This is a genomic window from Erwinia sp. E_sp_B01_1 (assembly GCF_036865545.1).
GTDB lineage: Bacteria > Pseudomonadota > Gammaproteobacteria > Enterobacterales > Enterobacteriaceae > Erwinia.
The window spans coordinates 858,975-884,150 of sequence record NZ_CP142208.1; the positions used below are offsets into that span (position 1 = coordinate 858,975).

The 25,176-nt window shown below is 54.5% G+C and carries 19 protein-coding genes and 1 pseudogene; 9 read left to right on the top strand and 11 right to left on the bottom strand.

The window, feature by feature from the left end:
• Positions 1–35: 35 nt before the first annotated feature.
• From hofC to nadC, 4 genes are all read right to left on the bottom strand, one after another.
• Positions 36–1,235, bottom strand: coding sequence for a protein transport protein HofC (hofC, locus tag VRC33_RS04065; protein ID WP_338561104.1), 1,200 nt, complete (start codon positions 1,233–1,235; stop codon positions 36–38).
• On the bottom strand, positions 1,228–2,628 hold the full coding sequence (gspE, locus tag VRC33_RS04070; protein ID WP_338564029.1) for a type II secretion system protein GspE: 1,401 nt from the start codon (positions 2,626–2,628) through the stop codon (positions 1,228–1,230). The genes hofC and gspE overlap by 8 nt, the downstream gene beginning before the upstream one ends.
• Positions 2,628–3,080: a prepilin peptidase-dependent pilin gene (gene ppdD / locus VRC33_RS04075; protein ID WP_338561108.1), complete on the bottom strand. Its 453-nt coding sequence runs from the start codon at positions 3,078–3,080 to the stop codon at positions 2,628–2,630. Before ppdD ends, gspE begins: the two co-directional genes overlap by 1 nt.
• 199 nt (positions 3,081–3,279) lie before the next feature.
• Entirely contained in the window at positions 3,280–4,170 is an 891-nt protein-coding gene (gene nadC, locus VRC33_RS04080) for a carboxylating nicotinate-nucleotide diphosphorylase (RefSeq protein ID WP_338561111.1), read from the bottom strand.
• Between the two features lie 229 nt (positions 4,171–4,399).
• Here nadC and ampD point away from each other — a divergent pair, with 229 nt between their 5' ends.
• Both ampD and ampE read left to right on the top strand, forming a co-directional pair.
• A complete protein-coding gene (gene ampD, locus VRC33_RS04085; protein WP_338561114.1) occupies positions 4,400–4,963 on the top strand; it encodes a 1,6-anhydro-N-acetylmuramyl-L-alanine amidase AmpD in 564 nt (187 codons plus the stop codon).
• A 5-nt stretch (positions 4,964–4,968) separates the two neighbouring features.
• Positions 4,969–5,822: pseudogene (ampE, locus tag VRC33_RS04090) on the top strand (beta-lactamase regulator AmpE).
• Here the strand turns inward: ampE and VRC33_RS04095 are convergent.
• From VRC33_RS04095 to aroP, 3 genes are all read right to left on the bottom strand, one after another.
• Positions 5,796–6,773: a family 43 glycosylhydrolase gene (locus VRC33_RS04095; RefSeq protein ID WP_338561116.1), complete on the bottom strand. Its 978-nt coding sequence runs from the start codon at positions 6,771–6,773 to the stop codon at positions 5,796–5,798. The pseudogene ampE and the gene VRC33_RS04095 overlap by 27 nt on opposite strands.
• Positions 6,773–8,179 carry an MFS transporter gene (locus VRC33_RS04100; RefSeq protein WP_338561119.1) on the bottom strand — a complete coding sequence of 469 codons (1,407 nt, stop codon included), beginning with the start codon at positions 8,177–8,179 and terminating at the stop codon, positions 6,773–6,775. Before VRC33_RS04100 ends, VRC33_RS04095 begins: the two co-directional genes overlap by 1 nt.
• A gap of 251 nt (positions 8,180–8,430) precedes the next feature.
• The gene (gene aroP / locus VRC33_RS04105) at positions 8,431–9,786 is read right to left on the bottom strand and encodes an aromatic amino acid transporter AroP (protein WP_338561121.1); all 1,356 of its coding nucleotides are present in this window, start codon (positions 9,784–9,786) and stop codon (positions 8,431–8,433) included.
• 507 nt (positions 9,787–10,293) lie between these two features.
• On the opposite strand from aroP, the gene pdhR reads away from it, so the two are divergent.
• The 7 genes from pdhR (at position 10,294) to acnB (ending at position 21,148) form a co-directional block, all read left to right on the top strand.
• A complete protein-coding gene (pdhR, locus tag VRC33_RS04110) occupies positions 10,294–11,058 on the top strand; it encodes a pyruvate dehydrogenase complex transcriptional repressor PdhR (protein ID WP_338564032.1) in 765 nt (254 codons plus the stop codon).
• Between the two features lie 140 nt (positions 11,059–11,198).
• Complete coding sequence (gene aceE, locus VRC33_RS04115) at positions 11,199–13,862, top strand: pyruvate dehydrogenase (acetyl-transferring), homodimeric type (RefSeq protein ID WP_338561123.1); 2,664 nt, start codon at positions 11,199–11,201, stop codon at positions 13,860–13,862.
• Positions 13,863–13,874: 12 nt separating this feature from the next.
• Positions 13,875–15,764, top strand: coding sequence for a pyruvate dehydrogenase complex dihydrolipoyllysine-residue acetyltransferase (aceF, locus tag VRC33_RS04120; protein WP_338561126.1), 1,890 nt, complete (start codon positions 13,875–13,877; stop codon positions 15,762–15,764).
• A 182-nt stretch (positions 15,765–15,946) separates the two neighbouring features.
• A complete protein-coding gene (gene lpdA, locus VRC33_RS04125; protein WP_338564035.1) occupies positions 15,947–17,371 on the top strand; it encodes a dihydrolipoyl dehydrogenase in 1,425 nt (474 codons plus the stop codon).
• 152 nt (positions 17,372–17,523) lie between these two features.
• The gene (locus VRC33_RS04130) at positions 17,524–17,805 is read left to right on the top strand and encodes a DUF6516 family protein (protein ID WP_338561128.1); all 282 of its coding nucleotides are present in this window, start codon (positions 17,524–17,526) and stop codon (positions 17,803–17,805) included.
• Positions 17,806–17,809: 4 nt separating this feature from the next.
• The gene (locus tag VRC33_RS04135; RefSeq protein WP_338561130.1) at positions 17,810–18,160 is read left to right on the top strand and encodes a glycosyl transferase family 1; all 351 of its coding nucleotides are present in this window, start codon (positions 17,810–17,812) and stop codon (positions 18,158–18,160) included.
• Positions 18,161–18,550: 390 nt separating this feature from the next.
• Positions 18,551–21,148, top strand: coding sequence for a bifunctional aconitate hydratase 2/2-methylisocitrate dehydratase (gene acnB, locus VRC33_RS04140; RefSeq protein ID WP_338561133.1), 2,598 nt, complete (start codon positions 18,551–18,553; stop codon positions 21,146–21,148).
• Between the two features lie 216 nt (positions 21,149–21,364).
• Here acnB and VRC33_RS04145 read toward each other — a convergent pair whose 3' ends face one another.
• The 4 genes from VRC33_RS04145 to VRC33_RS04160 are packed head-to-tail and all read right to left on the bottom strand — an operon-like array spanning position 21,365 to position 25,131.
• Positions 21,365–22,672: an MmgE/PrpD family protein gene (locus VRC33_RS04145; protein ID WP_338561136.1), complete on the bottom strand. Its 1,308-nt coding sequence runs from the start codon at positions 22,670–22,672 to the stop codon at positions 21,365–21,367.
• A 17-nt stretch (positions 22,673–22,689) separates the two neighbouring features.
• Positions 22,690–23,448, bottom strand: a complete 759-nt coding sequence (locus VRC33_RS04150; protein WP_338561138.1) for an ABC transporter ATP-binding protein — start codon at positions 23,446–23,448, stop codon at positions 22,690–22,692.
• Positions 23,445–24,311 carry an ABC transporter ATP-binding protein gene (locus VRC33_RS04155; RefSeq protein WP_338561142.1) on the bottom strand — a complete coding sequence of 289 codons (867 nt, stop codon included), beginning with the start codon at positions 24,309–24,311 and terminating at the stop codon, positions 23,445–23,447. Before VRC33_RS04155 ends, VRC33_RS04150 begins: the two co-directional genes overlap by 4 nt.
• Entirely contained in the window at positions 24,304–25,131 is an 828-nt protein-coding gene (locus VRC33_RS04160; protein WP_338564038.1) for an ABC transporter permease, read from the bottom strand. The genes VRC33_RS04155 and VRC33_RS04160 overlap by 8 nt, the downstream gene beginning before the upstream one ends.
• Between the last annotated feature and the right edge of the window lie 45 nt (positions 25,132–25,176).

A 25,176-nucleotide genomic window follows, 5' to 3' on the forward strand; every position in this document is an offset into this window, starting at 1 on the left:
GGCAGGCAACCTGTCCCTTCATCAGTTTGCAAAATTTATCCCAGTGCCTTCCCCAGATTGAAAATGGGCAGATACATGGCGACCACCAGCGTTCCCACCAGTAATCCGGTAACAACCATCATCATGGGTTCCAGCGCTGACGCCAGACTATCCGCTAACTCATTGGTCATCTCTTCATGTACCTCCCCAAGCCGGCGAAGCATAGTATCCAGTGAACCCGACTCCTCACCCACTTTTATCAGCTGACAGCATAGCGGTGTAAACAGTCTGTGGCGCTTAAGCGCGTGGTGGAAGGGATGCCCGGCAGCAATATGCTGTTGCAATGCCTGGATTGCCTCCCGCCAGAGCAGTGCAGGCAGCGTTTTTTCAACCGCCTCAAGGCTTTGTAACAGCGTCAGGCCCGCCTGCTGAGTCAACGCCAGCGTCATAAATATCCGGCTTAGCAATCCTCCCTTATAAAGCTTGCCCATTAAAGGCAGGGAAAGTAGCCAACGTTGCTCCCGTCTCTGCCAGGCAAAGGAGCGTTTGGTTTGCCAGCGCCAGGCAAAACCCGCTCCAGCAAGCAGGAGAAAAAGCAGTCCGCCATAGTGCTGAAGCCACTCTGACAGCGTCACCACAGCCGCTGTAAAGGTGGGCAGGGGGGCATCAAATGCCTGATAGACCGATATAAATTCCGGCAGAACAAAGACCAGCATCCCTGTGCTGACAACCAATGCCAGCGCCAGAATAAACAGGGGATAACGCAAAGCTTTCATCACCTTTTTTTGTAGCTGTTGCTGACGTTCCTGCTGGCTGGCAAGCTGAAGGCAGCACTCATCAATGCGCCCGGTTAACTCTCCTACAGACATCAGGGCAGAATACAAGGGTGGGAAAACGTCGGGCCACCGGGCCAGCGCTTCCGAAAAAGGCGTGCCTTCCGCTACGCTGTGGTGGAGCTGGCTCAGCAGTGCCTGCCAGCCAGCGCTTTCGTGCTCTTCACCGATCAGATTGAGGCTGGCCGTCAGGGTCATCCCCGCTTTCAGCAGGGTAGCCAGTTGACGAAACAGGGCCACTTTCTGCTGCCACTGCCACTCTCTACTGCGGTAGCGCCTGCCCTTAGAGAGCGATAACGGCATCATGCCTTGCGCCATCAGCCTGTCCATCACTTCAAGCTGGTGCTGGCAAAAAAACGCACCCTGTTGAAGCTGTCCCTGATTGTTCATTGCCTGCCACCGGAACAGAAGAAGGTTACTCATCGCTGCTTCCCACAATACGGTTCAGCTCTTCAAGCGTGGTCTCGCCACGGTTGACGCAGTGTAGTCCTTCAACGAACAACGAGTTTCTTCCCTGCTGCCGGGCAATGGCCGCAAGATTTTCTGGCGAACTGTCAGCAGCGATGGCATTTTGCAGCCTGGCGGAGACCGGAAGCACTTCAAAAAGCGCCAGCCGGCCATAAAAGCCTGAATAGCAGTGCGGACAGCCTGGCGCCCGCCAGTTCTGCACTGTGCCGGGCCAGATAGCCGGAGGAAAATGAGCGATGGCTTCTCCCGGCTCCCGGCAGTGCGGACAGAGGCGACGAACCAGGCGTTGAGCAATAATCAGCTTCAGCGCTGAAGCCAGCAGATAGCCAGGGATACCGATCTGTCCCAGACGCGTCAGCGTTTCAGTAGTGGAGTTGGTGTGTAACGTGGACAACACCAGGTGTCCGGTCTGGGCTGCTTTTATGGCTGTTTCAGCCGTTTCCCGATCGCGGATTTCGCCCAGCATAATGATATCCGGATCCTGACGCAGCAGCGATCTCAGCACCAGGTTGAAGTCCAGGCCCGCCCTGGGATGGATCTGGGTCTGGTTAATGCCCGGCAGCGGAATTTCGATCGGGTCTTCCACGCTGCACAGGTTGCGCTGGGGATGGTTGAGTGAGCTCAGCCCGCTGTAAAGGGTGAAGGTTTTACCGCTGCCTGTAGGGCCGGTAACCAGGATCAGCCCCTGTGGGCGGGCCAGTGCCTGACGATAAAGCTTCAGTGAGGCGGCTGGCATACCCAGCTTTTCAAGCGCTATGGCCTGGGGTTCGCTTTGCAGCAGACGGATCACCGCCTTTTCCCCGTAGTGGGTGGGCAGGGTCGAAAGCCTGAAGGAGGCCGGTTTGCCCTCAAGCTGCAGCGTAAACTGGCCATCCTGCGGCGTCCGCCGCTCGGTAATATCAAGACTGGCCAGAATTTTCAGGCGGGCAAGCAGAGCCGCAGCGTTATCCTGCTCGCTACCCGGAACCGTTTGCAGCACGCCATCGACACGAAACCGGACCCGTAAAGAAGCCACCTGAGGTTCGATATGGATGTCTGAAGCCCGCCGCTGCAGAGCCAGCTGCAAAAGGTATTGGATCTTCTCCGGTGCGGTTTCTCTCTGAACTTCACCAGAAGAAAGTTCTTCAGTCGTGACTTGATGCTGGTCCTGCCTGAACCGATCGAGCCGGGCCTGTGGCCAGCATTCAACTTCAATGTTGCGCTGTGTGGCAAAGCGCAGCGTTTCGATCAGTTTGCTGTCGGGCGTGTCAGCCATAGCGAGATGCAGACGCTCTGGTGTGCAGGAGAGAATCACGGCCTGATAGCGCTGGCACAGCGCTTCTACAGATCTGGGGGGAGTCGAAGCGATCACTCTGCCACCTCGCTGCGGGTATCCTCAAAGCGAAAAACAGTCTGGCAGGTTTCTTTCAGGCTTACCTGTGAGCTGGTGCAGGTTCGTTGCCAGCCAATACGCCCCTGGTTACCCTCCCAGGTTGGGGACATGGCGACGTTCAGGCCGCTTAAACTTTCCTGTCCGGTAAGCGATATCACACCCGCTTTTACGCTGACAGAGGCGACATAGCGCGACCCTTTCCCCTGCGGAATGCCGTTGCTTCCCTCGCTGCAATCTCCTGTACTGCCCCGTTCAATGGCACAGAGATCTACCGCGGTTTTATAGGGAAGGGCGGTTTGTAACATATCCGTCAGGGCAGCCTTCTGCAGATAGCTCTGATAAGCGGGCAGGCCAATGGCGCTCAAAATGGCGATGATAGCGATCACGATCATCAACTCAATCAGGGTAAATCCTTGCTGCTGCTTCATAGCGTACCTCCTTGTGATGTAAAGGAGGGCAAGGTAGCGCCATGCAGGTCAGGGAGCCACAGGCAAAAGGGGCAAGCGCGGCACGGACCGAAAAGAAGATTTCTTTGTTTCAGAGGCTGGCAACATTTCTGGAAGGGAGACCGCAGAATGGGGCATCCCACGCCACCGCTGTGGCTGGCGTGGGAGAAACTTCAAGGGATTACTTAAACCGCATCGAGAGATCCAGCGCGCGGACATGCTTGGTCAGCGCGCCCACGGAGATATAATCCACCCCGGTTTCGGCAAAAGTCCGCAAGGTTTCGTCGGTAACATTGCCTGAGACCTCAAGCAGCGCACGGCCATCGCTGACCTTTACGGCCTCACGCATCTGGTCCACGCTGAAATTGTCCAGCATGATGATATCCGCACCAGCATCAAGCGCCTGGGTCAGTTCATCCAGAGATTCAACTTCCACCTCAACAGGCACATCCGGGTGTAACCAGAAGGCTTTTTCCACCGCATCACGGATCGAGCCGGTAGCGATGATATGGTTTTCCTTGATCAAAAAGGCGTCAGAAAGCCCCAGGCGATGATTAGCGCCACCCCCACACAATACCGCATACTTCAGTGCCGTTCTCAGACCCGGCACCGTTTTACGGGTATCCAGCAGCTGAGTGCGGGTGCCTTGCAGGATCGCCACGTAATGGCTGACTTCTGTCGCCACGCCGGAAAGGGTCTGCACAAAATTCAGCGCGGTTCTTTCAGCGGTCAGGATCAGGGCTGAGGGGCCGGTAATCTCAAACAGAGGCTGATCGGCAACGATTTTATCGCCATCTTCAACATGCCAGAGGATTTGGGTTTTGTTACCCAACTGAATAAAGACCTCTTCAACCCAACGTTTACCGCAGAAAATACCCGGTTCGCGGGTAATGACTACGGCATGCGACCTGGCCTCAGCCGGAAGCAGGCTGGCGGTAATGTCCTGGCAGGGATCCACTTCGCCCCCCAGATCCTCACGCAGAGCCTGCGCAACGCCTGGGGGGATATCATCCTCAATACGAGCCAGCAGAGCCGCGCGGCGGCTGTCCGGATCGTAGCGGCGGGTAGTCATGATCGAACTCCGAAAGGTCGGATAAAGAGTCTGACCATGCTAGCCTGTTTGACGGCGGCTTGCCAGCCAGCGCTGCGTCCGGGCATCCAGGTTTAGGGATGGCAAAGAGAGCATCCAGGATCCTTACTGGCAGGAATATCCTCAGGGCTGCTGCTGCGCGGGATAAGTTTAGTTTTCTAAAAAAGAATCATGCTACTCTGATGAAATTGTTATAAAAGGAGAGCAGGGCATGCAGTTGCAAGCGGGCTGGATCTCTGGAGTGAAGCGGGTTCCCTCGCCCCATTTCAACGAGCGTCCGGACAATGAAACGCCATCACTATTGGTGATCCACAACATCAGCCTGCCGCCGGGAGAGTTCGGTGGTCCCTGGATTGATGCGTTGTTTACTGGAAATCTGGATCCCGAAGCGCATCCTTTTTTTGCAGAGATCGCCCATCTGAGAGTCTCTGCTCACTGCCTGATCCGCCGTGATGGCGAGATTATCCAGTATGTTCCTTTTCATCTTCGTGCCTGGCACGCAGGCGTGTCGACTTATCAGGGGCGTGAAGCCTGTAACGATTTCTCGATAGGCATTGAGCTGGAAGGCACGGACAGCTTGCCCTATACCTGTGCGCAATATCAGGCCCTGCAGCAGGTCACCAGGCTGCTTATCGATCATTACCCGCAGATTGCTCAACATATTACCGGGCACAGCGATATTGCCCCCGATCGTAAAACCGATCCGGGCCCGGCGTTTGACTGGGCAACATTTCGGGAAGCGCTGACCGATCCGGGCGCCCCTGCACAGGAGTAACAGGCATGACGCTTTTTAGTTTGTTGTTGGTTCTGGGCTGGGAACGCCTGTTTAAAATGGGTGAACACTGGCAGCTGGATCACCACCTTGCTCCGCTGTTCCGTGGCAGGCACCGCTTCTCGCTGTTCCGCACCCTGCTGATGATGCTGCTGGCAATGGCAGTTATGACTCTCTGCCTTATGGCGCTGAAAGGGTTGTTTTTTGGCTTGCCGCAGCTGCTGTTCTGGATTGCGGTCGGCCTGTTGTGTATCGGTGCCGGTTCGGTCCGGCTGCATTACCACGCTTATCTCAAGGCGGCGAGCCATAACGATACCGATGCCCATACGGCGATGGCCGAAGAGCTGACGCTGATCCACGGCATTCCGGTAGAGTGCAACGAGCGGGAGTATCTGTGTGAACTGCAGAATGCGCTGCTGTGGATTAACTTCCGTTTTTATCTTGCGCCGCTGTTCTGGTTTGTCGTGGGGGCCCCTGGGGGCCGGTGTTGCTGGTGGGCTATGCCTTCCTGCGTGCCTGGCAATCCTGGCTGGCACGTCATCATTCCACTTTGCAACGCTCGCAGTCCGGTGTTGATGCCATTCTCCACGTGGTCGACTGGCTGCCGGTTCGCCTGGCGGGCGTGGCTTATGCGTTGCTGGGGCATGGCGAGCGGGCTTTACCCGCCTGGTTTGCCTCACTGAGTGACCGGCATACCCCGCAGTATCAAGTGCTGACCCGTCTTGCCCAGTTTTCACTGGCGAGGGATCCGCACCTTGATAAAGTGCAGACCCCACGAGTGGCCGTAGCGCTGGCGAAGAAAGTTTCGCTGGTGATAGTTGTGGTGGTCGCGCTGCTAACCATTTACGGCACGCTGGTCTGAGTCCGTATCGGCGGGAGGGTGGCCAAATTCTGGCCATCCTTCCGCATCCCAGCTAAAGGTTTTGATTCGCGTATGCCGGTTCGGGTCATACAGCGGATCGCCTTCAATCTCCGTGTAATTCCTCGCATGATAGACCAGCACATCTTCCCCCGTTTCTGACACCGTAAAGCTGTTATGGCCTGGTCCATACTGGCGATTTTCGTAGCTGGTGGTGAAAACCGGCGCGGGAGCTTTATGCCAGTTAGCGCTGTTCAGCGGGTCGGCTTCAATATCAATCCACAGCAGGCCCATACAGTAATTTTCATCGGTAGCGCTGGCAGAATAGCTGACGAAGAGCCGCTTGCCCTGACGAATGACGGCGGGGCCTTCATTAACGCTGAAGCCTCTGCATTCCCAGTCAAACTCAGGACGGCTAATCATCACCGGCGGGCCTTTTATTGCCCAGGGAGTCTCAAGTTCTGCCAGATAGAGGTTGGAATTACCGGCGATTTCCGGGTCTTTCTGCGCCCACAAATACCAGTTTTTCCCCTGATGCACGAAGTGAGTCGCATCCAGCGCAAAGCTGTCGATCGGCGTAGTTATTTGTCCGCACTCCCGCCATTCGCCTGTCAGAGGATCTTCGCTGGTGCAGGCCAGCGCGAACATTCTGTGTTGAAACAATCCCTCTTTGATTGCCTGACTGGGTGCTGCGGCGAAGTAAATTACCCAGATACCGTCAATTCTGTGCAGTTCTGGTGCCCATATCAGGGCACTCATCTCGCCGGCTGCAGGTTTTCGCCACACCACTACAGGCCTGGCTTCAGCGAGTGCCGCCAGCGTGGAGGCACAGCGGATCTCCAGCCGGTCATACTCCGGCACGGAAGCAATGAAGTAGTAGCGACCCTGTTCAAAAAGGATAAAAGGATCTGCGCGCTGTTCAATCAGCGGGTTCTGCCAGGTTGAAGAAGTCATCAGGTATTCACCGGTTTAACAGGGGATTGGGTGTCGTTATAGTCAGTCAGCTCTTTAAAATTAAGGCGACGTTTCTCAAGGTCCTGCTGAATTTGCTGCATCATGTTGCGATCCACCTTCAGCAAACGAACCACGCCTGCGGTAATCAGATAGCCGATGCCCGGAATAACGGTAAACAGCAGAACAATGCCGTTGACGGCGTCAGGCGATTGCGCCTTTGCACCCGCATCATAGCCGTAGAAGGAGAGCAGGAAACCCACCATTGCGCCAGCTACCGCCAGACCGACCTTGAGGAAAAACAGGTTGCCGGAAAAGCTGATACCGGTGATCCGTTTGCCGGTTTTCCATTCGCCATAGTCATCCACATCGGCCATCAGCGACCAGTGCAGCGGGGAAGGGATCTGATGCAGAATATTCAGTACGAAGTACATCACTACCACCAAAACGGTAGCATGGGGGTCGAGGAACCAGAAACCGCAGGAAAAAATGGCCAGAGCGATATTGGTCCAGAAAAAGACCTTGAGTTTGCACCAGCGGTCGGTCAGGACTTTTGCCAGGGTGCTGCCGATCATCATGCCAATGACCCCCAGGCTGATAAACAGCGTGGCGAAGTGGGTCGACTGGCCCATTACCCAGGTAACGTAATAGAGCGTAGCGGCCATGCGAATAAAGCCAGGGAGGACATTACAGAAGGTCAGCAGCAGGATGCGTACCCACTGATCGTTTTTCCACACTTCTTTCAGATTAGCTTTGATATCGTCATTACTCGGTACTGCCGGACGGATGCGTTCGCGAACAGTAGCAAAGCAGAACAGAAACATGCACAGGCCAATAAAAGCCAGCACGCTCATGGCCATCTGATAACCACGCGCTTTATTTTCCCCGCCAAACCACTCCGCCATCGGTAACAGAGTCAGAGACAAAATCAGCGTGGCGATCCCCACCATGACAAAGCGGTAAGACTGGCAGGAAACGCGCTCGCCTGGATCGTTAGTGATGACGCCCCCCAGAGAACAGTAGGGAATGTTGATTGCGGTATAGGTCAGCGACATCAGGAAATAGGTGACGAAGGCGTAAATCACCTTGTTTTCATAACTCCAGTCAGGCGTGGTGAACATCAATACGCTGAACAGCACATAGGGCAGCGAAATCCACAGCAGCCAGGGACGAAAACGACCCCAGCGGCTTTGCGTCCGGTCGGCAATCGCACCCATTATGGGATCGGTTATGGCATCCAGTACCCTTACCGACAGCAGCAGCACCCCGACCAGCGCCGGAGCCAGACCGAACACATCTGTGTAGAAATAATTAAGGAAAAGCATGATGGCGCCGCCGATCATATTGCAGCCCGCATCGCCCATGCCATATCCAATTTTCTCTTTGATCGAAAGCCTTTCGCCCTTCATGGAGTTACCCTCACCGTAATCATGAAGAGCAATATTAATGGCTTAGGTGAAATCCGCGCTGGCTGAAAGCGTCGCAGGTATGGATAAAATAGCTGTCGGAGAGAAAGTGTGAGAGGGTTAACAGTTGTGGTAATGAGCGGCGGCGGCTGGAGGGAAAGTTAAGGTGGGCTGTTGATTAGCCTGGCGGGAGAGTGTGAATGCAAACGTTTTGGCTCAAAAAAGCAGGGGGACACCGGAGTGCCCCCTTACTGCTACGCTTTCTGCGCGCGGGATTTCAACATATAGCCAACACCCAGAATGGCTATCCAGACCGGGATCAGCCATACGGAGATCGCCATGCCTGGCGTCATCGCCATAATCACCAGAATGCCTACCAGGAACAGCAGGCAGATCCAGTTACCCACCGGATAGAACAGCGCCTTAAAGCGGGTCTGCACTCCCTGCTGATCCTTTTTACGACGGAACTTCAGGTGAGCAAGGCTTATCATCGCCCAGTTGATCACCAGCGCCGAAACCACCAGCGCCATCAACAGGCCAAAAGCTTCACCAGGCATCAGGTAGTTAATCAGCACGCAGAGCGCGGTGGCCGCGGCTGAAATACCGATAGCTATGACCGGCACACCGCGCGAATCCACTTTCAACAAGGCTTTAGGGCCGTTGCCCTGCTGCGCCAGTCCGAACAGCATCCGGCTGTTGCAGTATACGCAGCTGTTGTAGACCGACAGCGCTGCCGTCAGGATCACCACGTTCAGCGCGTTTGCCACCAGGCTGTCACCTAATTCGTGGAAAATCATCACGAACGGGCTGGCTCCGCCAATCACTTTGGTCCACGGATAGAGGGAAAGCAGCACCGTCAGCGAGCCAATATAGAAAATCAAAATGCGGTACAGCACCTGATTGGTTGCTTTAGGAATGCTTTTTTCCGGGTCGTCAGCTTCCGCAGCGGTAATCCCGACCAGCTCAAGGCCGCCGAAGGAGAACATGATTACCGCCATCGCCATCACCATTCCGGAGATGCCGTTAGGGAAGAATCCCCCTCTGTCCCACAGGTTAGAGAATTTAGCTTCAGGCCCTGCATGGCCGCCAAACAGCAGCCAGCAGCCGAACAGGATCATCCCCACTACCGCAGCCACTTTAATAATGGAGAACCAGAACTCCATCTCACCGTAGACTTTTACGTTAGTCAGGTTAATGGCGTTGATCACCACGAAGAACACGGCAGCTGAAACCCAGGTCGGGATTTCGGGATACCAGTACTGAATGTATTTGCCGACGGCAGTCAGCTCCGCCATTGCCACCAGCACGTAGAGGATCCAGTAGTTCCAGCCAGAGGCGAAACCGGCAAAATTGCCCCAGTATTTATAGGCAAAGTGGCTGAATGAACCGGCAACCGGCTCTTCCACGACCATCTCACCCAGCTGGCGCATGATCAGGAAAGCAATAAAGCCCCCGATGGCATAACCCAGTAACACTGAGGGACCAGCCATGCGGATGGTATCGGCGATGCCGAGAAACAGGCCCGTGCCCACGGCGCCGCCCAACGCGATTAACTGAATATGACGGTTTTTCAACCCTCTCTTCAGCGTTTCGCCCTGCTGTTGTTCCATAGAAAACCTCGTGATGTCGTTATTATGCTTAGCAAAGGACCGGCCTTTGTAAGTCAGTTCTTACAGGTAACGTATTGAAAAATGTACAGTGCCAGAGGCACGAAAAAGGGGGTACGGCTACCTTCGCGACAAGAATAGTGATAAGCGACCACCATTGCACTCGCTTTCTCTTTTTGTGCGGAAGAATGCTTAAAAATTCCTCGTTAAATCACATTTCATGTTTCTGTCATAAATGGCCTCAAAAGACGAATAGCTTTCCCTTATGGAAAGCGGGTTTTTTGTGCACTAAGGGCTTGTGGAAATTCAGAAAAGTTAAAAAATTTAACATTTGGAAAAGGGGGTTTTTACGCCGTTTTTTTGCCGCTAACCCTTTATAGGTAAACGAGACCAGCGTCCGATTTCCACAGGTTGCCATATGGACATGAGGTGAATACTTTGTTACTTTACGGGCACCTTTTTGCAATTGGTATTACCAATTTACTCCGGCACAAGGCAGAAGAAGGGATGATGGCCTACAGCAAAATCCGCCAACCAAAGCTATCCGATGCTATTGAGCAACAGCTCGAGTCCCTGATTATGGAAGGGACCCTGCGTCCGGGTGAAAAGCTGCTCCCTGAACGTGAACTGGCTAAACAGTTTGATGTCTCCCGTCCTTCTCTGCGTGAAGCTATCCAGCGTCTGGAAGCCAAAGGCTTGCTGCTTCGCCGTCAGGGCGGGGGCACCTTCGTGCAAACCAGCCTGTGGCAAAGTCTCAGCGACCCGCTGGTAGAACTGCTGGCCGGTCATCCCGAATCCCAGTTTGATCTGCTGGAAACTCGCCACGCTCTGGAAGGGATTGCAGCCTATTACGCTGCCTTACGGGGAACCGATGAAGATTTAGAGCGCATTCGCCATTGCCACGTGCAGATCCAGACCGCTCAGGAGAGCGGCGATCTGGACGCAGAAGCGGATGCGGTGATGCAGTATCAGATTGCCGTCACAGAAGCGGCCCATAATGTGGTACTGCTACACTTGCTCCGGAGTATGGGGCCGATGCTGAAACAGAACGTCCGCCAGAATTTTGAATTGCTCTACTCCCGCCGCGAAATGCTGGCGAAAGTGAGCGGTCACCGCGCCAGTATCTTCGAGGCGATTGTGGCACGCGAACCTGAAAAGGCCCGTGAAGCCTCACACCGTCACCTGGCGTTTATCGAGGAAATATTGCTGGACAGAAGTCGGGAGCAGAGTCGCCGAGAGCGCTCCTTACGACGATTACAGCAACGTAAGGACTAACGCGTATACATAACGCGGACCTATACCCAGCCACTGGCTGGGTATAAACGACGAGCCTGTCTCACTGTGCTTTACCGCAGAGCACAGCGGGACAGGCTCCAGACAATTCAACGTATTAGACACAGATAAGGAATACCCCCATGTCAGAACGTTTACACAATGACGTGGATCCGATCGAAACCCGCGACTGGCTACAGGCGATCGAATCGGTCATCCGTGAAGAAGGTGTTGAGCGTGCGCAGTTCCTGATCGATCAGGTCATGAGTGAAGCACGTAAAGGTGGCGTGAAGGTTGCAGCAGGCGTCAGCGCCCGCAACTACGTCAACTCTATTGCCGTGGAAGATGAACCGGATTACCCCGGCAACACCTCTCTTGAACGTCGTATCCGTTCCGCGATCCGCTGGAACGCCATCATGACCGTTCTGCGTGCCTCGAAGAAAGATCTGGAGCTGGGTGGTCACATGTCCTCCTTCCAGTCTTCCGCGACGATTTATGAAGTGTGCTTCAACCACTTCTTCCGTGCGCGCAGCGAAAAAGATGGCGGCGATCTGGTCTACTTCCAGGGCCACATCTCTCCTGGCGTTTACGCGCGTGCTTTCCTTGAAGGCCGCCTGACCGAAGACCAGCTGAACAACTTCCGTCAGGAAGTGCACGGTAAAGGTCTGTCGTCTTACCCGCACCCGAAACTGATGCCTGATTTCTGGCAGTTCCCGACTGTATCAATGGGTCTGGGTCCAATCGGTGCGATCTATCAGGCTAAATTCCTGAAGTACCTTGAGCATCGTGGTCTGAAAGACACCGCGGCGCAAACCGTGTATGCCTTCCTGGGCGACGGTGAAATGGATGAGCCGGAATCCAAGGGTGCGATCACTATCGCTACCCGTGAGAAGCTGGACAACCTGGTCTTCATCATCAACTGTAACCTGCAGCGCCTTGATGGCCCGGTCACCGGTAACGGTAAAATCATCAACGAACTGGACGGCATCTTTGCTGGCGCCGGTTGGGAAGTGATCAAAGTTATCTGGGGCGGACGCTGGGACGAACTGCTGCGTAAAGATACCAGCGGCAAACTGGTTCAGCTGATGAACGAAACCGTTGACGGTGACTACCAGACCTTCAAATCCCGCGACGGCGCGTATGTGCGTGAGCACTTCTTCGGGAAATATCCGGAGACCGCAGCCCTGGTCAAAGATATGACCGACGACGAGATTTGGTCACTGAACCGTGGCGGCCACGATCCTAAGAAAGTCTACGCGGCACTGAAAAAAGCGCAGGATACCAAAGGGAAACCTGTGGTTATTCTGGCACATACCATCAAAGGCTATGGTATGGGCGAAACCGCTGAAGGCAAAAACATCGCTCACCAGGTGAAGAAAATGAACATGGATGGCGTGCGCTATATCCGTGATCGTTTCAACGTGCCGGTTGACGATGCCAACATCGAAAAAATGCCGTATGTGACCTTCGACAAAGAGTCTGAAGAGTACAAATACCTGCACGGCCAGCGTGAGAAGCTGGGTGGCTACCTGCCAACCCGCCAGCCAAACTTCAGCGAGAAGCTGGAAATGCCAGCGCTGGAAGACTTCCGTCAGCTGCTGGACGAGCAGAACAAAGAGATCTCCACCACTATCGCCTTTGTGCGTGCCCTGAACGTGATGCTGAAGAACCCGTCGATCAAAGATCGTCTGGTGCCAATCATCGCCGATGAAGCCCGTACCTTCGGGATGGAAGGTCTGTTCCGTCAGATTGGTATTTACAGCCCTAACGGTCAGCAGTACACCCCGCAGGACCGCGAGCAGGTTGCTTACTACAAAGAAGACGAAAAAGGTCAGATCCTGCAGGAAGGGATCAACGAACTGGGCGCAGGCGCTTCATGGCTGGCGGCGGCAACGTCTTACAGCACCAACAACCTGCCAATGATCCCGTTCTACATCTACTACTCCATGTTCGGTTTCCAGCGTATCGGTGACCTGTGCTGGGCAGCAGGCGATCAGCAGGCTCGTGGCTTCCTGGTTGGCGGCACCTCTGGCCGTACCACCCTGAACGGTGAAGGTTTGCAGCACGAAGATGGCCACAGCCATATTCAGTCTCTGACTATCCCTAACTGTATCTCTTACGATCCAGCCTATGCCTACGAAGTGGCAGTCATCATGCATGACGGTCTGGTACGTATGTACGGTGAAGCGCAGGAAAACATCTACTACTACATCACCACGCTGAACGAAAACTACCACATGCCTGCGATGCCGCAGGGTGCGGAAGAGGGTATCCGTAAGGGTATCTACAAGCTGGATACGGTAGAAGGCAGCAAAGGCAAGGTTCAGCTGCTGGGTTCAGGTTCTATCCTGCGTCACGTACGTGAAGCGGCTAAGATCCTCTCCGAAGATTACGGCGTGGGTTCTGACGTTTACAGCGTAACCTCCTTCACTGAGCTGGCGCGTGATGGCCAGGATTGTGAGCGCTGGAACATGCTGCACCCAACAGAAGAGCCTCGTGTGCCTTATGTTGCTCAGATCATGAGTGATGCACCGGCCGTGGCGTCAACTGACTACATGAAACTGTTTGCCGAGCAGATCCGGACCTTCATGCCAGCCAGCGACTACCGCGTACTGGGCACCGATGGTTTCGGTCGTTCTGACAGCCGTGAAAATCTGCGTCACCACTTCGAAGTGGATGCGTCCTATGTGGTGGTTGCGGCTCTGGGTGAACTGGCTAAACGCGGCGAAATCGATAAGAAAGTGGTGGCGGAAGCGATCACCAAATTCAATATCGATGCCGATAAAGTCAACCCGCGTCTGGCATAAGAGGTAAGAGTAATGGCTATCGAAATTAACGTGCCGGATATCGGTGCAGATGAAGTGGAAGTCACCGAAATTCTGGTGAAGGTAGGCGATAAAGTTGAAGCTGAACAGTCGCTGATCACCGTGGAAGGCGATAAAGCCTCCATGGAAGTGCCTTCCCCACAGGCTGGTGTGGTGAAAGAGATCAAAATTTCTACCGGCGATAAAGTGGAAACCGGCAAGCTGATGATGATCTTCGAATCTGCCGAAGGCGCTGCGGAAGCGGCCCCTGCACCGGCTGAAGAGAAAAAAGAAGAAGCTAAACCTGCGGCGGCTGCACAGGCTGAGAGCAAGGACGTAAACGTTCCTGATATCGGTTCTGATGAAGTTGAAGTCACCGAGATCCTGGTAAAAGTGGGCGACAAGGTTGAAGCTGAGCAGTCTCTGATCACCGTGGAAGGCGACAAAGCCTCTATGGAAGTGCCTGCACCTTTCGCGGGTACCGTGAAAGAGATCAAAATTGCTACTGGCGATAAAGTCAGCACCGGCTCGATGATCATGATCTTCGAAACCGCGGGTTCAGGCTCCGCTCCGGCTGAAGCGAAACCAGAAGTGAAAGAAGAGGCGGCTTCTGCCCCTGTTGCTGCTGGCGTGAAAGACGTTGAAGTGCCGGACATCGGCGGCGACGAAGTTGAAGTCACCGAAATCATGGTGAAAGTGGGCGATAAAGTCACTGCCGAGCAGTCACTGATCACCGTGGAAGGCGATAAAGCTTCTATGGAAGTCCCTGCACCGTTCGCAGGCACCGTTAAAGAGATCAAAGTCTCTGCCGGCGATAAAGTGAAAACCGGTTCTCCGCTGATGGTCTTCGAAGTTGAGGGCGCTGCGCCAGCTGCTGCTCCGGCTGCGAAAAAAGAAGAAGCGGCGGCTCCGGCTAAACAGGCCGAAGCGGCACCTGCACCGGCTAAAGCTGAAGCCAAAGGCGAATTCGCAGAAAACGACGCTTATGTGCACGCCACGCCGGTTATCCGTCGTCTGGCCCGTGAGTTTGGCGTGAATCTGTCGAAGGTCAAAGGCACCGGTCGCAAAGGCCGTATTCTGAAAGAAGACGTTCAGTCTTACGTTAAGGATGCGGTTAAGCGTGCCGAGTCTGCGCCAGCGGCGGCTGCCGGTGGCGGAATGCCTGGCATGCTGCCATGGCCGAAAGTGGACTTCAGCAAGTTCGGTGAGATTGAAGAAGTCGAGCTGGGCCGCATTCAGAAAATTTCTGGTGCTAACCTGAGCCGTAACTGGATCGTGATCCCTCACGTTACCCAGCACGACAAAGCTGACATCACCGAAGTGGAAAACTTCCGTAAGCAGCAGAACGACGAAGCGGCTAAGAAGAAACTGGATCTGAAGATCACCCCGCTGGTGTTCATCATGAAGGCGGCTGCCAAAGCGCTGGAAGAGTTCCCACGTTTCAACAGCTCACTGTCTGAAGATGGGCAGAAGCTGACGCTGAAGAAATACATCAACATCGGTGTGGCGGTAGATACGCCAAACGGTCTGGTGGTTCCGGTGTTCAAAGACGTCAATAAGAAAGGCATTATTGAGCTGTCGAATGAGCTGTCGGTGATTTCGAAGAAAGCGCGTGACGGTAAGCTGACGGCCAGCGATATGCAGGGCGGTTGCTTCACTATCTCCAGCCTTGGCGGCATTGGCGGTACAGCCTTTACCCCCATCGTCAACGCACCGGAAGTGGCTATCCTCGGCGTCTCTAAATCGTCGATGGAACCGGTCTGGAACGGCAAAGAGTTCGTTCCTCGCCTGATGCTGCCTCTGTCGCTCTCCTTCGATCACCGGGTGATCGATGGCGCAGCGGGTGCGCGCTTTGCCGCTTACATCGCAACCCTCATGGCTGATATCCGCCGTCTGGTGATGTAAACAAAACAAGGCCGGCTTTTGCCGGCCTTCTCATAGCCGACTTTCAAGAATCTGAGTCGACAAGGTAGTTGAAAGCGTTTCGCATCAAGCGGTTTGCAGTCTGTTAACAATTCTGTAAACTCTTGCGGTGTAAATGTACCGGTGGATGAATGAATATCCCAGCGGTTAACTAAGAGGTCATGATGAGTACAGAAATTAAAACTCAGGTCGTGGTACTTGGGGCTGGTCCTGCAGGTTACTCTGCAGCCTTCCGCGCAGCCGATTTAGGTCTGGAGACCGTCATCGTTGAGCGTTTCAGCACCCTCGGTGGGGTTTGTCTGAACGTGGGTTGTATCCCTTCCAAAGCGCTGCTGCACGTCGCGAAAGTGATTGAAGAAGCTAAAGCCCTGGAAGAGCACGGTATCGTGTTCGGTAAGCCGCAGACCGATATCAACAAAATTCGTGCCTGGAAAGAAAAAGTCATCAACCAGCTGACCGGCGGTCTGTCTGGCATGGCGAAAGGCCGCAAAGTTAAAGTGGTCACTGGTCTGGGTAAATTCACCGGTGCTAACACGCTGGTGGTTGAAGGTGAGAATGGTGCCACTACCATCAACTTCGACAACGCTATTATTGCCGCTGGTTCACGTCCGATTCAGCTGCCGTTTATCCCTCATGAAGATCCCCGCGTATGGGATTCCACCGATGCACTGGAGCTGAAAGAAGTTCCTGAGCGTCTGCTGGTCATGGGTGGCGGTATTATCGGTCTGGAAATGGCGACCGTGTATCACGCGCTGGGTTCACAGATTGACGTGGTTGAAATGTTTGACCAGGTTATTCCGGCAGCCGACAAAGACGTGGTGAAGGTCTTCACCAAACGCATCAGTAAGCAGTTCAACCTGATGCTGGAAACCAAAGTGACCGCCGTTGAAGCAAAAGACGATGGCATTTACGTTTCAATGGAAGGCAAAAAAGCACCTGCCGAACCGCAGCGTTATGATGCTGTGCTGGTGGCAATTGGCCGCGTTCCTAACGGTAAAGGTCTGGACGCAGGTCAGGCTGGCGTGGAAGTCGACGACCGTGGTTTTATCCGCGTCGACAAACAAATGCGTACCAACGTACCGCACATCTACGCTATCGGCGATATCGTCGGTCAGCCAATGCTGGCGCACAAAGGTGTTCATGAAGGCCACGTGGCAGCCGAAGTCATCTCCGGTAAGAAGCACTACTTCGATCCGAAAGTGATCCCATCGATTGCCTATACTGAGCCAGAAGTTGCCTGGGTAGGTCTGACCGAGAAAGAAGCCAAAGAGAAGGGCATCAGCTACGAAACAGCGACCTTCCCTTGGGCGGCATCAGGCCGTGCTATCGCTTCTGATTGTGCAGACGGCATGACCAAACTGATCTTTGACAAAGAAACTCACCGTGTCATCGGTGGAGCGATTGTCGGCACCAACGGCGGCGAGCTGCTGGGTGAGATCGGTCTGGCTATTGAGATGGGTTGTGATGCCGAAGATATCGCGCTGACCATTCATGCTCACCCAACGCTGCATGAATCCGTGGGTCTGGCTGCTGAGATGTTTGAAGGCAGCATCACCGACCTGCCAAACCCGAAAGCGAAGAAGAAGTAAGTCGCTGACCGGTTTGCATCACGGCTCCCAAATGGGGGCCGTTTTTTTTGCCTGATGGTGGCGATTGCAAGCTTCACTGTTTGTTGGGGTAATTGACAACATAGTGTCGTGTTGTTATTTTTTACAACAAGAAAGCAGGGAGGCTTAACGTCATGGGCGCGCAGTTGTTCAGAAGGGAAAGAGTGATACTGGATGAAAACTCTTTTATCACGCTTGTTATTTGGGAAGTAGATCCAGCTGTTGCAGGTAGCCTTCACAGGTATAAATACAGTTTTGCCTATATTGTTAATGAACTTTGCCTGATGCGTTACGACAACGAGCGAGGAAAAGGAGATCATAAACATCGTGGCGAGAGCGAAATAAAAACCGATTTCACCACTATTGAAGCACTGATTAACGATTTCTTTAACGATGTTGAAAAACTCAGGGGGTAATACAATGACTACGGTAACTATCAGAATTGCCTCGTTGGAAGAGGTGAAGAGATCGACACTTGCAGCGTTGAAAGGTGAAAAAGCAGCCGAAGGGAACGTTATCTCTTTCCTGACATTTGATGAGCTGCATAAGACGTTAACGCCAAAGAAAATGGCGATTCTGAATGCAATGACAGGCGCCGGAGAACTGACGTTCAGAGCGATTGCCGGGTTGATTAACCGTGATGTCAAAGCCGTGCACACTGATGTCACTGCACTGATTAAATGTGGAATTATCGATAAGACAGATGCAGGCTGTTTATTCCCTTACGAGGCCATTCATTTCGATTTCACTCTGTACAATAAAGCGGCCTGACCACCTTGCTGAGACACTTTATTAACATAATTTAACGGCCTGCACGAATCTTCCAAACCAAATTACCTTTCGCTCCAGGACCATTATGCTGTTGCAATCACAAAAGTCTTCTAAGAGTAATTCCTAATTTTACTGTGGGTAATAACTTCCTTTCATCCCTGACGGCATCGGCCATAGCCCTGGGTTATGGTATTGCCTGGCCTGCAAATAAAGGCACAATTAGCGGCACTATAATGTTGCTTTTTTGTAAACAGATTAACATGCAAGCGAAATCCTGCTATGCTGCCCCTCGCGGAACCGGGCGCTATACCCTACAGAAAAAACGCAACTCATACGCTGTCAACCTGTGGGCGTCCGGAATGCCATTACAATGTGAGCGAGGAGAACGTCGTGCTAGAAGAATACCGTAAGCACGTTGCCGAGCGTGCAGCCGAAGGGATCGTTCCTAAACCGATAGATGCTTCCCAAATGGCCGCGCTGGTTGAACTGCTGAAAAACCCGCCAGCGGGTGAAGAAGAATTCCTGTCTGATCTGTTAATCAATCGAGTCCCACCTGGCGTGGACGAAGCGGCTTACGTGAAAGCTGGCTTCCTGGCTGCTGTCGCTAAAGGCGAAGCGACCTCTCCTCTGGTTACTCCTGAGAAAGCTGTGGAACTGCTGGGCACCATGCAGGGCGGCTACAACATTCATCCGCTGATCGATGCGCTCGACGATGAGAAGCTGGCCCCGATCGCGGCAAAAGCCCTGTCCCATACCCTGCTGATGTTTGACAGCTTCTACGATGTGGAAGAAAAAGCCAAAGCGGGTAACCCTCATGCCCAACAGATCCTGAAATCCTGGGCTGATGCCGAATGGTACCTGTCACGTCCCGAGCTGGCAGAAAAAATTACCGTTACCGTCTTCAAAGTCACCGGCGAAACTAACACCGATGACCTCTCTCCGGCACCGGATGCCTGGTCACGCCCTGATATTCCTCTGCACGCGCTGGCGATGCTGAAGAATGCCCGTGAAGGCATTGAACCTGATGACGCCGGTAATGTAGGCCCGATCAGGCAGCTCGAAGCCCTGCAGGCCAAAGGCTATCCGCTTGCCTATGTGGGCGACGTTGTAGGAACCGGCTCATCCCGTAAATCCGCCACCAACTCGGTGCTGTGGTTTATGGGTGACGACCTGCCGTTTGTGCCAAACAAAAAAGGTGGCGGCGTGGTGCTGGGCAGCAACATTGCCCCAATCTTCTTCAACACCATGGAAGATGCAGGCGCACTGCCGATCGAAGTCGATGTGGCTAACCTGAACATGGGCGATGTGATTGACATCTACCCGTACAAAGGTGAAGTGAAGAATCACGAAACCGGTGAAGTACTGGCAACGTTCGCACTGAAAACCGAAGTGCTGCTGGACGAAGTCCGTGCAGGCGGACGTATTCCGCTGATCATCGGCCGTGGCCTGACCACCAAAGCGCGTGAAGCGCTGGGCCTGCCGCACAGTGACGTGTTCCGCCAGGCGAAAGATGTGGCGGTGAGCACTCGCGGCTACTCGCTGGCGCAGAAAATGGTTGGCCGTGCCTGTGGCACCGAAGGTGTCCGTCCGGGCGCTTACTGCGAACCTAAAATGACTTCTGTAGGTTCACAGGACACCACCGGTCCAATGACCCGTGATGAACTGAAAGACCTGGCGTGTCTGGGCTTCTCTGCCGACCTGGTGATGCAGTCCTTCTGCCACACAGCGGCGTATCCTAAGCCTGTTGATGTGTCTACACACCACACGCTGCCAGACTTCATTATGAACCGTGGCGGCGTCTCGCTGCGTCCGGGCGACGGCATTATCCACAGCTGGCTGAACCGTATGCTGCTGCCGGATACCGTGGGCACAGGCGGTGACTCCCATACTCGTTTCCCGATCGGGATCTCTTTCCCGGCAGGTTCGGGCCTGGTGGCTTTTGCTGCCGCTACCGGCGTAATGCCGCTGGATATGCCTGAGTCTGTGCTGGTGCGTTTCAAAGGGAAAATGGAACCGGGCATCACCCTGCGCGATCTGGTTCATGCCATCCCGCTGTACGCTATCAAGCAAGGCTTGCTGACCGTTGAGAAGAAGGGCAAGAAAAACATCTTCTCCGGCCGCATCCTGGAAATTGAAGGTCTGCCAGAGCTGAAAGTGGAGCAGGCGTTTGAGCTTTCTGACGCCTCTGCCGAACGTTCCGCTGCGGGCTGTACCATCAAGCTGGGCCAGGCACCGATCATTGAGTACCTGAACTCCAACATCGTGCTGCTGAAGTGGATGATCTCTGAAGGCTACGGCGACCGTCGTACGCTGGAACGTCGCATCCAGGGCATGGAAAAATGGCTGGCTGAACCGAATCTGCTGGAAGGCGATGCGGATGCAGAGTACGCGGCAGTTATTGAGATCGATCTGGCGGACATCAAGGAGCCAATCCTGTGTGCACCGAACGATCCTGATGACGCGCGTCTGCTGTCTGACGTGCAGGGCGAGAAGATTGATGAAGTCTTTATCGGCTCCTGTATGACTAACATCGGCCACTTCCGTGCGGCTGGTAAGCTGCTGGACAGCCACAAAGGCCAGTTGCCTACCCGTCTGTGGGTAGCTCCGCCAACCAAGATGGATGCGGCACAGCTGACAGAAGAGGGCTACTACAGCGTCTTTGGTAAGAGCGGTGCGCGTATCGAGATCCCGGGATGTTCACTGTGCATGGGTAACCAGGCGCGTGTGGCAGACGGTGCGACGGTGGTTTCCACCTCTACCCGTAACTTCCCGAACCGTCTTGGCACCGGTGCCAACGTGTTCCTGGCTTCAGCCGAACTGGCTGCGGTAGCGTCCCTGTTAGGCAAACTGCCTACCCCGGACGAATATCAGCAGTTTATGTCACAGGTCGATAAGACAGCGGTGGATACCTACCGTTATCTGAACTTCGATCAGCTGGCTCAGTACACTGAAAAAGCCGACGGCGTGATTTTCCAGACCGCGGTATAAATGAAAAGGGAGGCTGACCAGCCTCCCTTTTTGAATGCTTCATCAGCCTGTTCCCAACAATGTTGAAAACCTCCCAGACTCGCCTGTCCTGCGAACATCCATTCCAGACCTTTTTGCAGATCTGCGCCAATATGACCCGCAGAAATCCCCAATCGATCCTTCTTAGTTAAACCAGCCGCTCCCACATAAACTCTGAAGTCGTTTCCTCTTCCGGCGCTAAACCAGCATCTGGCGCAAAAATGTCAGCTCTGTTTCTTCTTCCAGCTTATCAAGCCGCTGATAAATTTCTCCGGCACCGGACAACTGCGCGCAGCAGTCGGCGAATTTTTGCTGGCGATCCTGATGACTGAAAGGTTCATCCAGCGAGCCTCTGGCACTAAGCCGCTGGTGATGTAAGGTGCGGCCATCCTTAAACGTCAGCGTTACCAGATGAGGGAGACTGGCAGCCTGTGCCTCTTCCTCTGGCCGCCAGCTTTTCATGGTGATACGTGACATTAAGGGATGACGGGCCTGAATCTTAACCTGCTCAGGTTTAAAATCTGCCACGCTCAACGTTCCCGCTTCCAGCATCCGGGTGACGCAATAATTCATCGAAAACCGGGCCTGCATCTCATCTTCTGGTACGGTATAGGCCAGATTTCTGAAGTTTGATATGCCCACCTTACAGCTCACCGACTCCACATCTTTTACTGAGAAATCATTGCTGCTCTGCAAATCGGCAATCACATCCAGCACGCGATGCGTGGAGCCGCAGCAGGGATATTTTTTCGGCATCACGCCGGTGGTTTCAATAATGTGGTGCGGGTCGGTAAGCCAGCGTCCGGCTTTATCCTGCCAGCGCCCCGACCCGGCAAAGAGCTCATAAAACCCCATTTCCCCTTCCAGAATATCCAGCCTGCCACTCATACCTGTGGCCGCAAGGTTGGCCGCCTCGACCGCATTGCGGGCAGCCATGCCGGCATGAAAAGGTTTCAGCGGCGTACCAAACTGGCCTTTGACGCCGCCTGCCAGACTCACGGCGATGGACAATGTTCTGGCGATCCCCGCCTGATCCAGCCCTTTGAGCCAGGCAACGCCAGCCGCTGTACCAATGCAGCCAATGGTCGAGGTGCCATGCCAGCCCGCCGTATAATGAGATGAACTGACCATCTCGCCGACAAATGCCTGTGCCTGAAGGCCAATCAGATAGGCTTTCACCAGCGCTTCTCCGCTGGCATTCTCTTCCAGCGCTACCGCCAGCAGGGCGGGCACCAGCACCGCAGAAGCATGGCTCATGCCAGGCCCAAAGTTGTCGTCGTAATCGATGGCATGGGCTGCGGTGGCATTGATCAGGGCCACTATGGCTGCAGGCGGCTTTTCATAACCCGCCCAGGCCTGCTTAACAGCTAAGGTGGAGAAGTCATCCTGCCCGGCATACAGACAGGCCAGGGTATCGCTGATAGCTTCCCGTGCGAGACGATGCGCATCAGCGCTGAAGCGTGGCTCGCGAGCGCACCACGCAGCAATAGATTCAATGACAGTCATAAATACCACTCCAAAGTTCAGGCTTCACTGGCGGCCAGAAAGCGCTGTGTATAGGCTTCGCGGGCGTTGCCATTACGGACCTGATCGGCACTCAGCTCTTCCAGCATTTTTCCCTGATGCATAATGCCGATGCGCTGGCAGAGATGCGTCACCACCGCCAGGTCATGCGTCACCATCAGATAAGTGAGCTGGCGTTGCTGGCGCATGGTTGCAAGCAGGTTGAGGATCTCAGCCTGCACCGAAACATCCAGCGCAGAGGTAGGTTCATCCAGTAGCAACACTGAAGGCTCCATAATCAGCGCACGGGCAATCGCCACTCGCTGGCGCTGGCCCCCGGAAAGCTGATGAGGATAGCGATAGCGAAAAGCATCACTGAGCCCGACCGCGTTCAGCACTTCGCTGATCCGCTCTTCAGGGCGATCAAGGCCGTGCAGTTTCAGCGGTTCCAGCAGGGCGTTGTAAACCATCTTGCGGGGATGCAAAGAGGCATAAGGATCCTGAAAAACCATCTGCACCTGGCGATAAAAGGGCTTATCACGCACGGGATGCTGCTCTTTGTTATCGAACAGGATCGCGCCCTGATAATCGTGATTCAGCCCGGCCAGCGCCCGTAAAATGGTGGATTTCCCACAGCCCGATTCGCCAATCAGCCCGTAAGATCCTCCCGCTTCCAGCATAAAGCTGACCCGATCCACCACGCGGCGGCGCTGGGTTCCCTGACCAAAGGCGATGGTCAGATCCAGCGTTTCAATACTGCGTTGCTGAGTGGGGATCATAAGGCGACTCCGTGACGAAAGGTTGGCCCCTGAAGCCAGGCGGGATCGCGCGTTGGCACGCTCAGCATCTCCACCGGATGGTGCAGCCGGGGCTGGCTGGCGAGCAGCGCCTGAGTATAGGGATGCTGCGCTTCATGCAGCCGATCGGCGGCAATCTCCTCGACAATCCGCCCGGCGTACATCACCAGTACGCGGTCGCAAAAGCGCGACACCAGATTGAGATCGTGGGTGATAAACAGCAGGCCGGTATTTCGTCTGGTCAGCAACTCATCAAGAATGCTCAGCACCTGCTGACGCACCGTGACATCCAGCGCGGAGGTCGGCTCATCGGCAATAATCAAATCCGGCTCGGGGATCAGCATCATGGCAATCATCACTCGCTGGCCCATCCCGCCTGAAATTTCATGAGGATAGAGGGCGTAAACCTTCTCCACTTCGCGGATATGCACCGACTCCAGCATCGCCAGCGCTCTGGCTTTGGCTTCCGTTTTTGAGGCTTTACTGTGCAGACGATAAGCCTCAGAGATTTGGTCGCCGATACGCATCAGCGGATTCAGCGAAAACTTCGGATCCTGAAGGATCATCGAAATCCGGTTGCCCCGGATAGTGCGCATCTGCCGTTCGCTGGCATGTAACAGATCGATACCGGCAAACTGCATCATGTCGGCGCTGATCCTGCCGATCTTCGGGGTAAGTTTCAGCAGGGCGCGACAGGTCTGCGATTTTCCCGAACCCGATTCGCCCACGATGGCCAGTTTCTCACGGCCCACGCTGAAAGAGACATCGCGTACCGCATGATGATCTTCATGCGCGCCTTTGAAGATGATATTCAGGTTTTTAACCTGCAGCAGGGTATCAGTCATGGCGAAGATCCATTACGTCACGCAGGCCATCGCCAAGCAGGTTGAAGGCCAGACTGGTGAAAAGGATGGCTAAACCAGGGATCGCGGCGATCAACCCATTGTTCAGCATAAATTCGCGGCCCGAGGCCAGCATCGCGCCCCATTCCGGGCTGGGCGCCTGTGCACCCAGTCCCAGAAAACCGAGTCCTGCGGCGGTAAGGATGATGGCTGCCATATTCAGCGTGACGCGGACCACCACCGAAGGAAGGCACATCGGAATGACGTGGCGGAGAATAATGTGTAATGAACTGGCCCCCTGAAGACGCACGGCCGCTATGTAATCCATCTTACGGATCGACAAGGTTTCAGCGCGGGCAAGACGGGCAATGGGTGGCCAGGAAGAGAGCGAAATGGCGATGATGGCATTTTCAATCCCCGGCCCCAGGGCCGCCACGAAAGCCAGCGCCAGGATCAGGCTGGGGAAGGCCAGAAAAATATCCACCAGCCGCATCAGAACGGTATCCACCCAGCCGCCAAGATAACCCGCACTGGTGCCGATCAGTAAGCCGAGTGGGGTAATGATTACCGCCGTCAGGCAGGCGATATAGAGGGTGATTCTGGCACCGTGCAACAGGCGGCTGTAGATATCCCGCCCCAGCTCGTCGGTGCCCAGCCAGAAGCTGGCGCTGGGGGGTTGCAGGCGATGAGCTAAATCCTGCGTGAAGATATCGTGAGTGCTCAGCCAGGGGGCAAACAATGCGGCAAAGGCGATAATCAGTAACACCAGCAAACCAAACAGCGCAGAGTGGTTGGCACAAAACCGCCGCCACTGGATCCACATCTGCTGCATCCGGGCCTGGAAAGGGGAGCCGGGCACCGGAGCACT

What these genes read in the sequence shown, in the direction of transcription:
- hofC (WP_338561104.1), bottom strand. Translation starts at nt 1,235, where the DNA reads ATGAGTAACCTTCTTCTGTTCCGGTGGCAGGCAATGAACAATCAGGGA.
- ppdD (WP_338561108.1), bottom strand. Translation starts at nt 3,080, where the DNA reads ATGAAGCAGCAGCAAGGATTTACCCTGATTGAGTTGATGATCGTGATC.
- nadC (WP_338561111.1), bottom strand. Translation starts at nt 4,170, where the DNA reads ATGACTACCCGCCGCTACGATCCGGACAGCCGCCGCGCGGCTCTGCTG.
- ampD (WP_338561114.1), top strand. Translation starts at nt 4,400, where the DNA reads ATGCAGTTGCAAGCGGGCTGGATCTCTGGAGTGAAGCGGGTTCCCTCG.
- VRC33_RS04095 (WP_338561116.1), bottom strand. Translation starts at nt 6,773, where the DNA reads ATGACTTCTTCAACCTGGCAGAACCCGCTGATTGAACAGCGCGCAGAT.
- VRC33_RS04100 (WP_338561119.1), bottom strand. Translation starts at nt 8,179, where the DNA reads ATGAAGGGCGAAAGGCTTTCGATCAAAGAGAAAATTGGATATGGCATG.
- aroP (WP_338561121.1), bottom strand. Translation starts at nt 9,786, where the DNA reads ATGGAACAACAGCAGGGCGAAACGCTGAAGAGAGGGTTGAAAAACCGT.
- pdhR (WP_338564032.1), top strand. Translation starts at nt 10,294, where the DNA reads ATGGCCTACAGCAAAATCCGCCAACCAAAGCTATCCGATGCTATTGAG.
- aceE (WP_338561123.1), top strand. Translation starts at nt 11,199, where the DNA reads ATGTCAGAACGTTTACACAATGACGTGGATCCGATCGAAACCCGCGAC.
- aceF (WP_338561126.1), top strand. Translation starts at nt 13,875, where the DNA reads ATGGCTATCGAAATTAACGTGCCGGATATCGGTGCAGATGAAGTGGAA.
- lpdA (WP_338564035.1), top strand. Translation starts at nt 15,947, where the DNA reads ATGAGTACAGAAATTAAAACTCAGGTCGTGGTACTTGGGGCTGGTCCT.
- VRC33_RS04130 (WP_338561128.1), top strand. Translation starts at nt 17,524, where the DNA reads ATGGGCGCGCAGTTGTTCAGAAGGGAAAGAGTGATACTGGATGAAAAC.
- VRC33_RS04135 (WP_338561130.1), top strand. Translation starts at nt 17,810, where the DNA reads ATGACTACGGTAACTATCAGAATTGCCTCGTTGGAAGAGGTGAAGAGA.
- VRC33_RS04145 (WP_338561136.1), bottom strand. Translation starts at nt 22,672, where the DNA reads ATGACTGTCATTGAATCTATTGCTGCGTGGTGCGCTCGCGAGCCACGC.
- VRC33_RS04150 (WP_338561138.1), bottom strand. Translation starts at nt 23,448, where the DNA reads ATGATCCCCACTCAGCAACGCAGTATTGAAACGCTGGATCTGACCATC.
- VRC33_RS04155 (WP_338561142.1), bottom strand. Translation starts at nt 24,311, where the DNA reads ATGACTGATACCCTGCTGCAGGTTAAAAACCTGAATATCATCTTCAAA.
- VRC33_RS04160 (WP_338564038.1), bottom strand. Translation starts at nt 25,131, where the DNA reads ATGTGGATCCAGTGGCGGCGGTTTTGTGCCAACCACTCTGCGCTGTTT.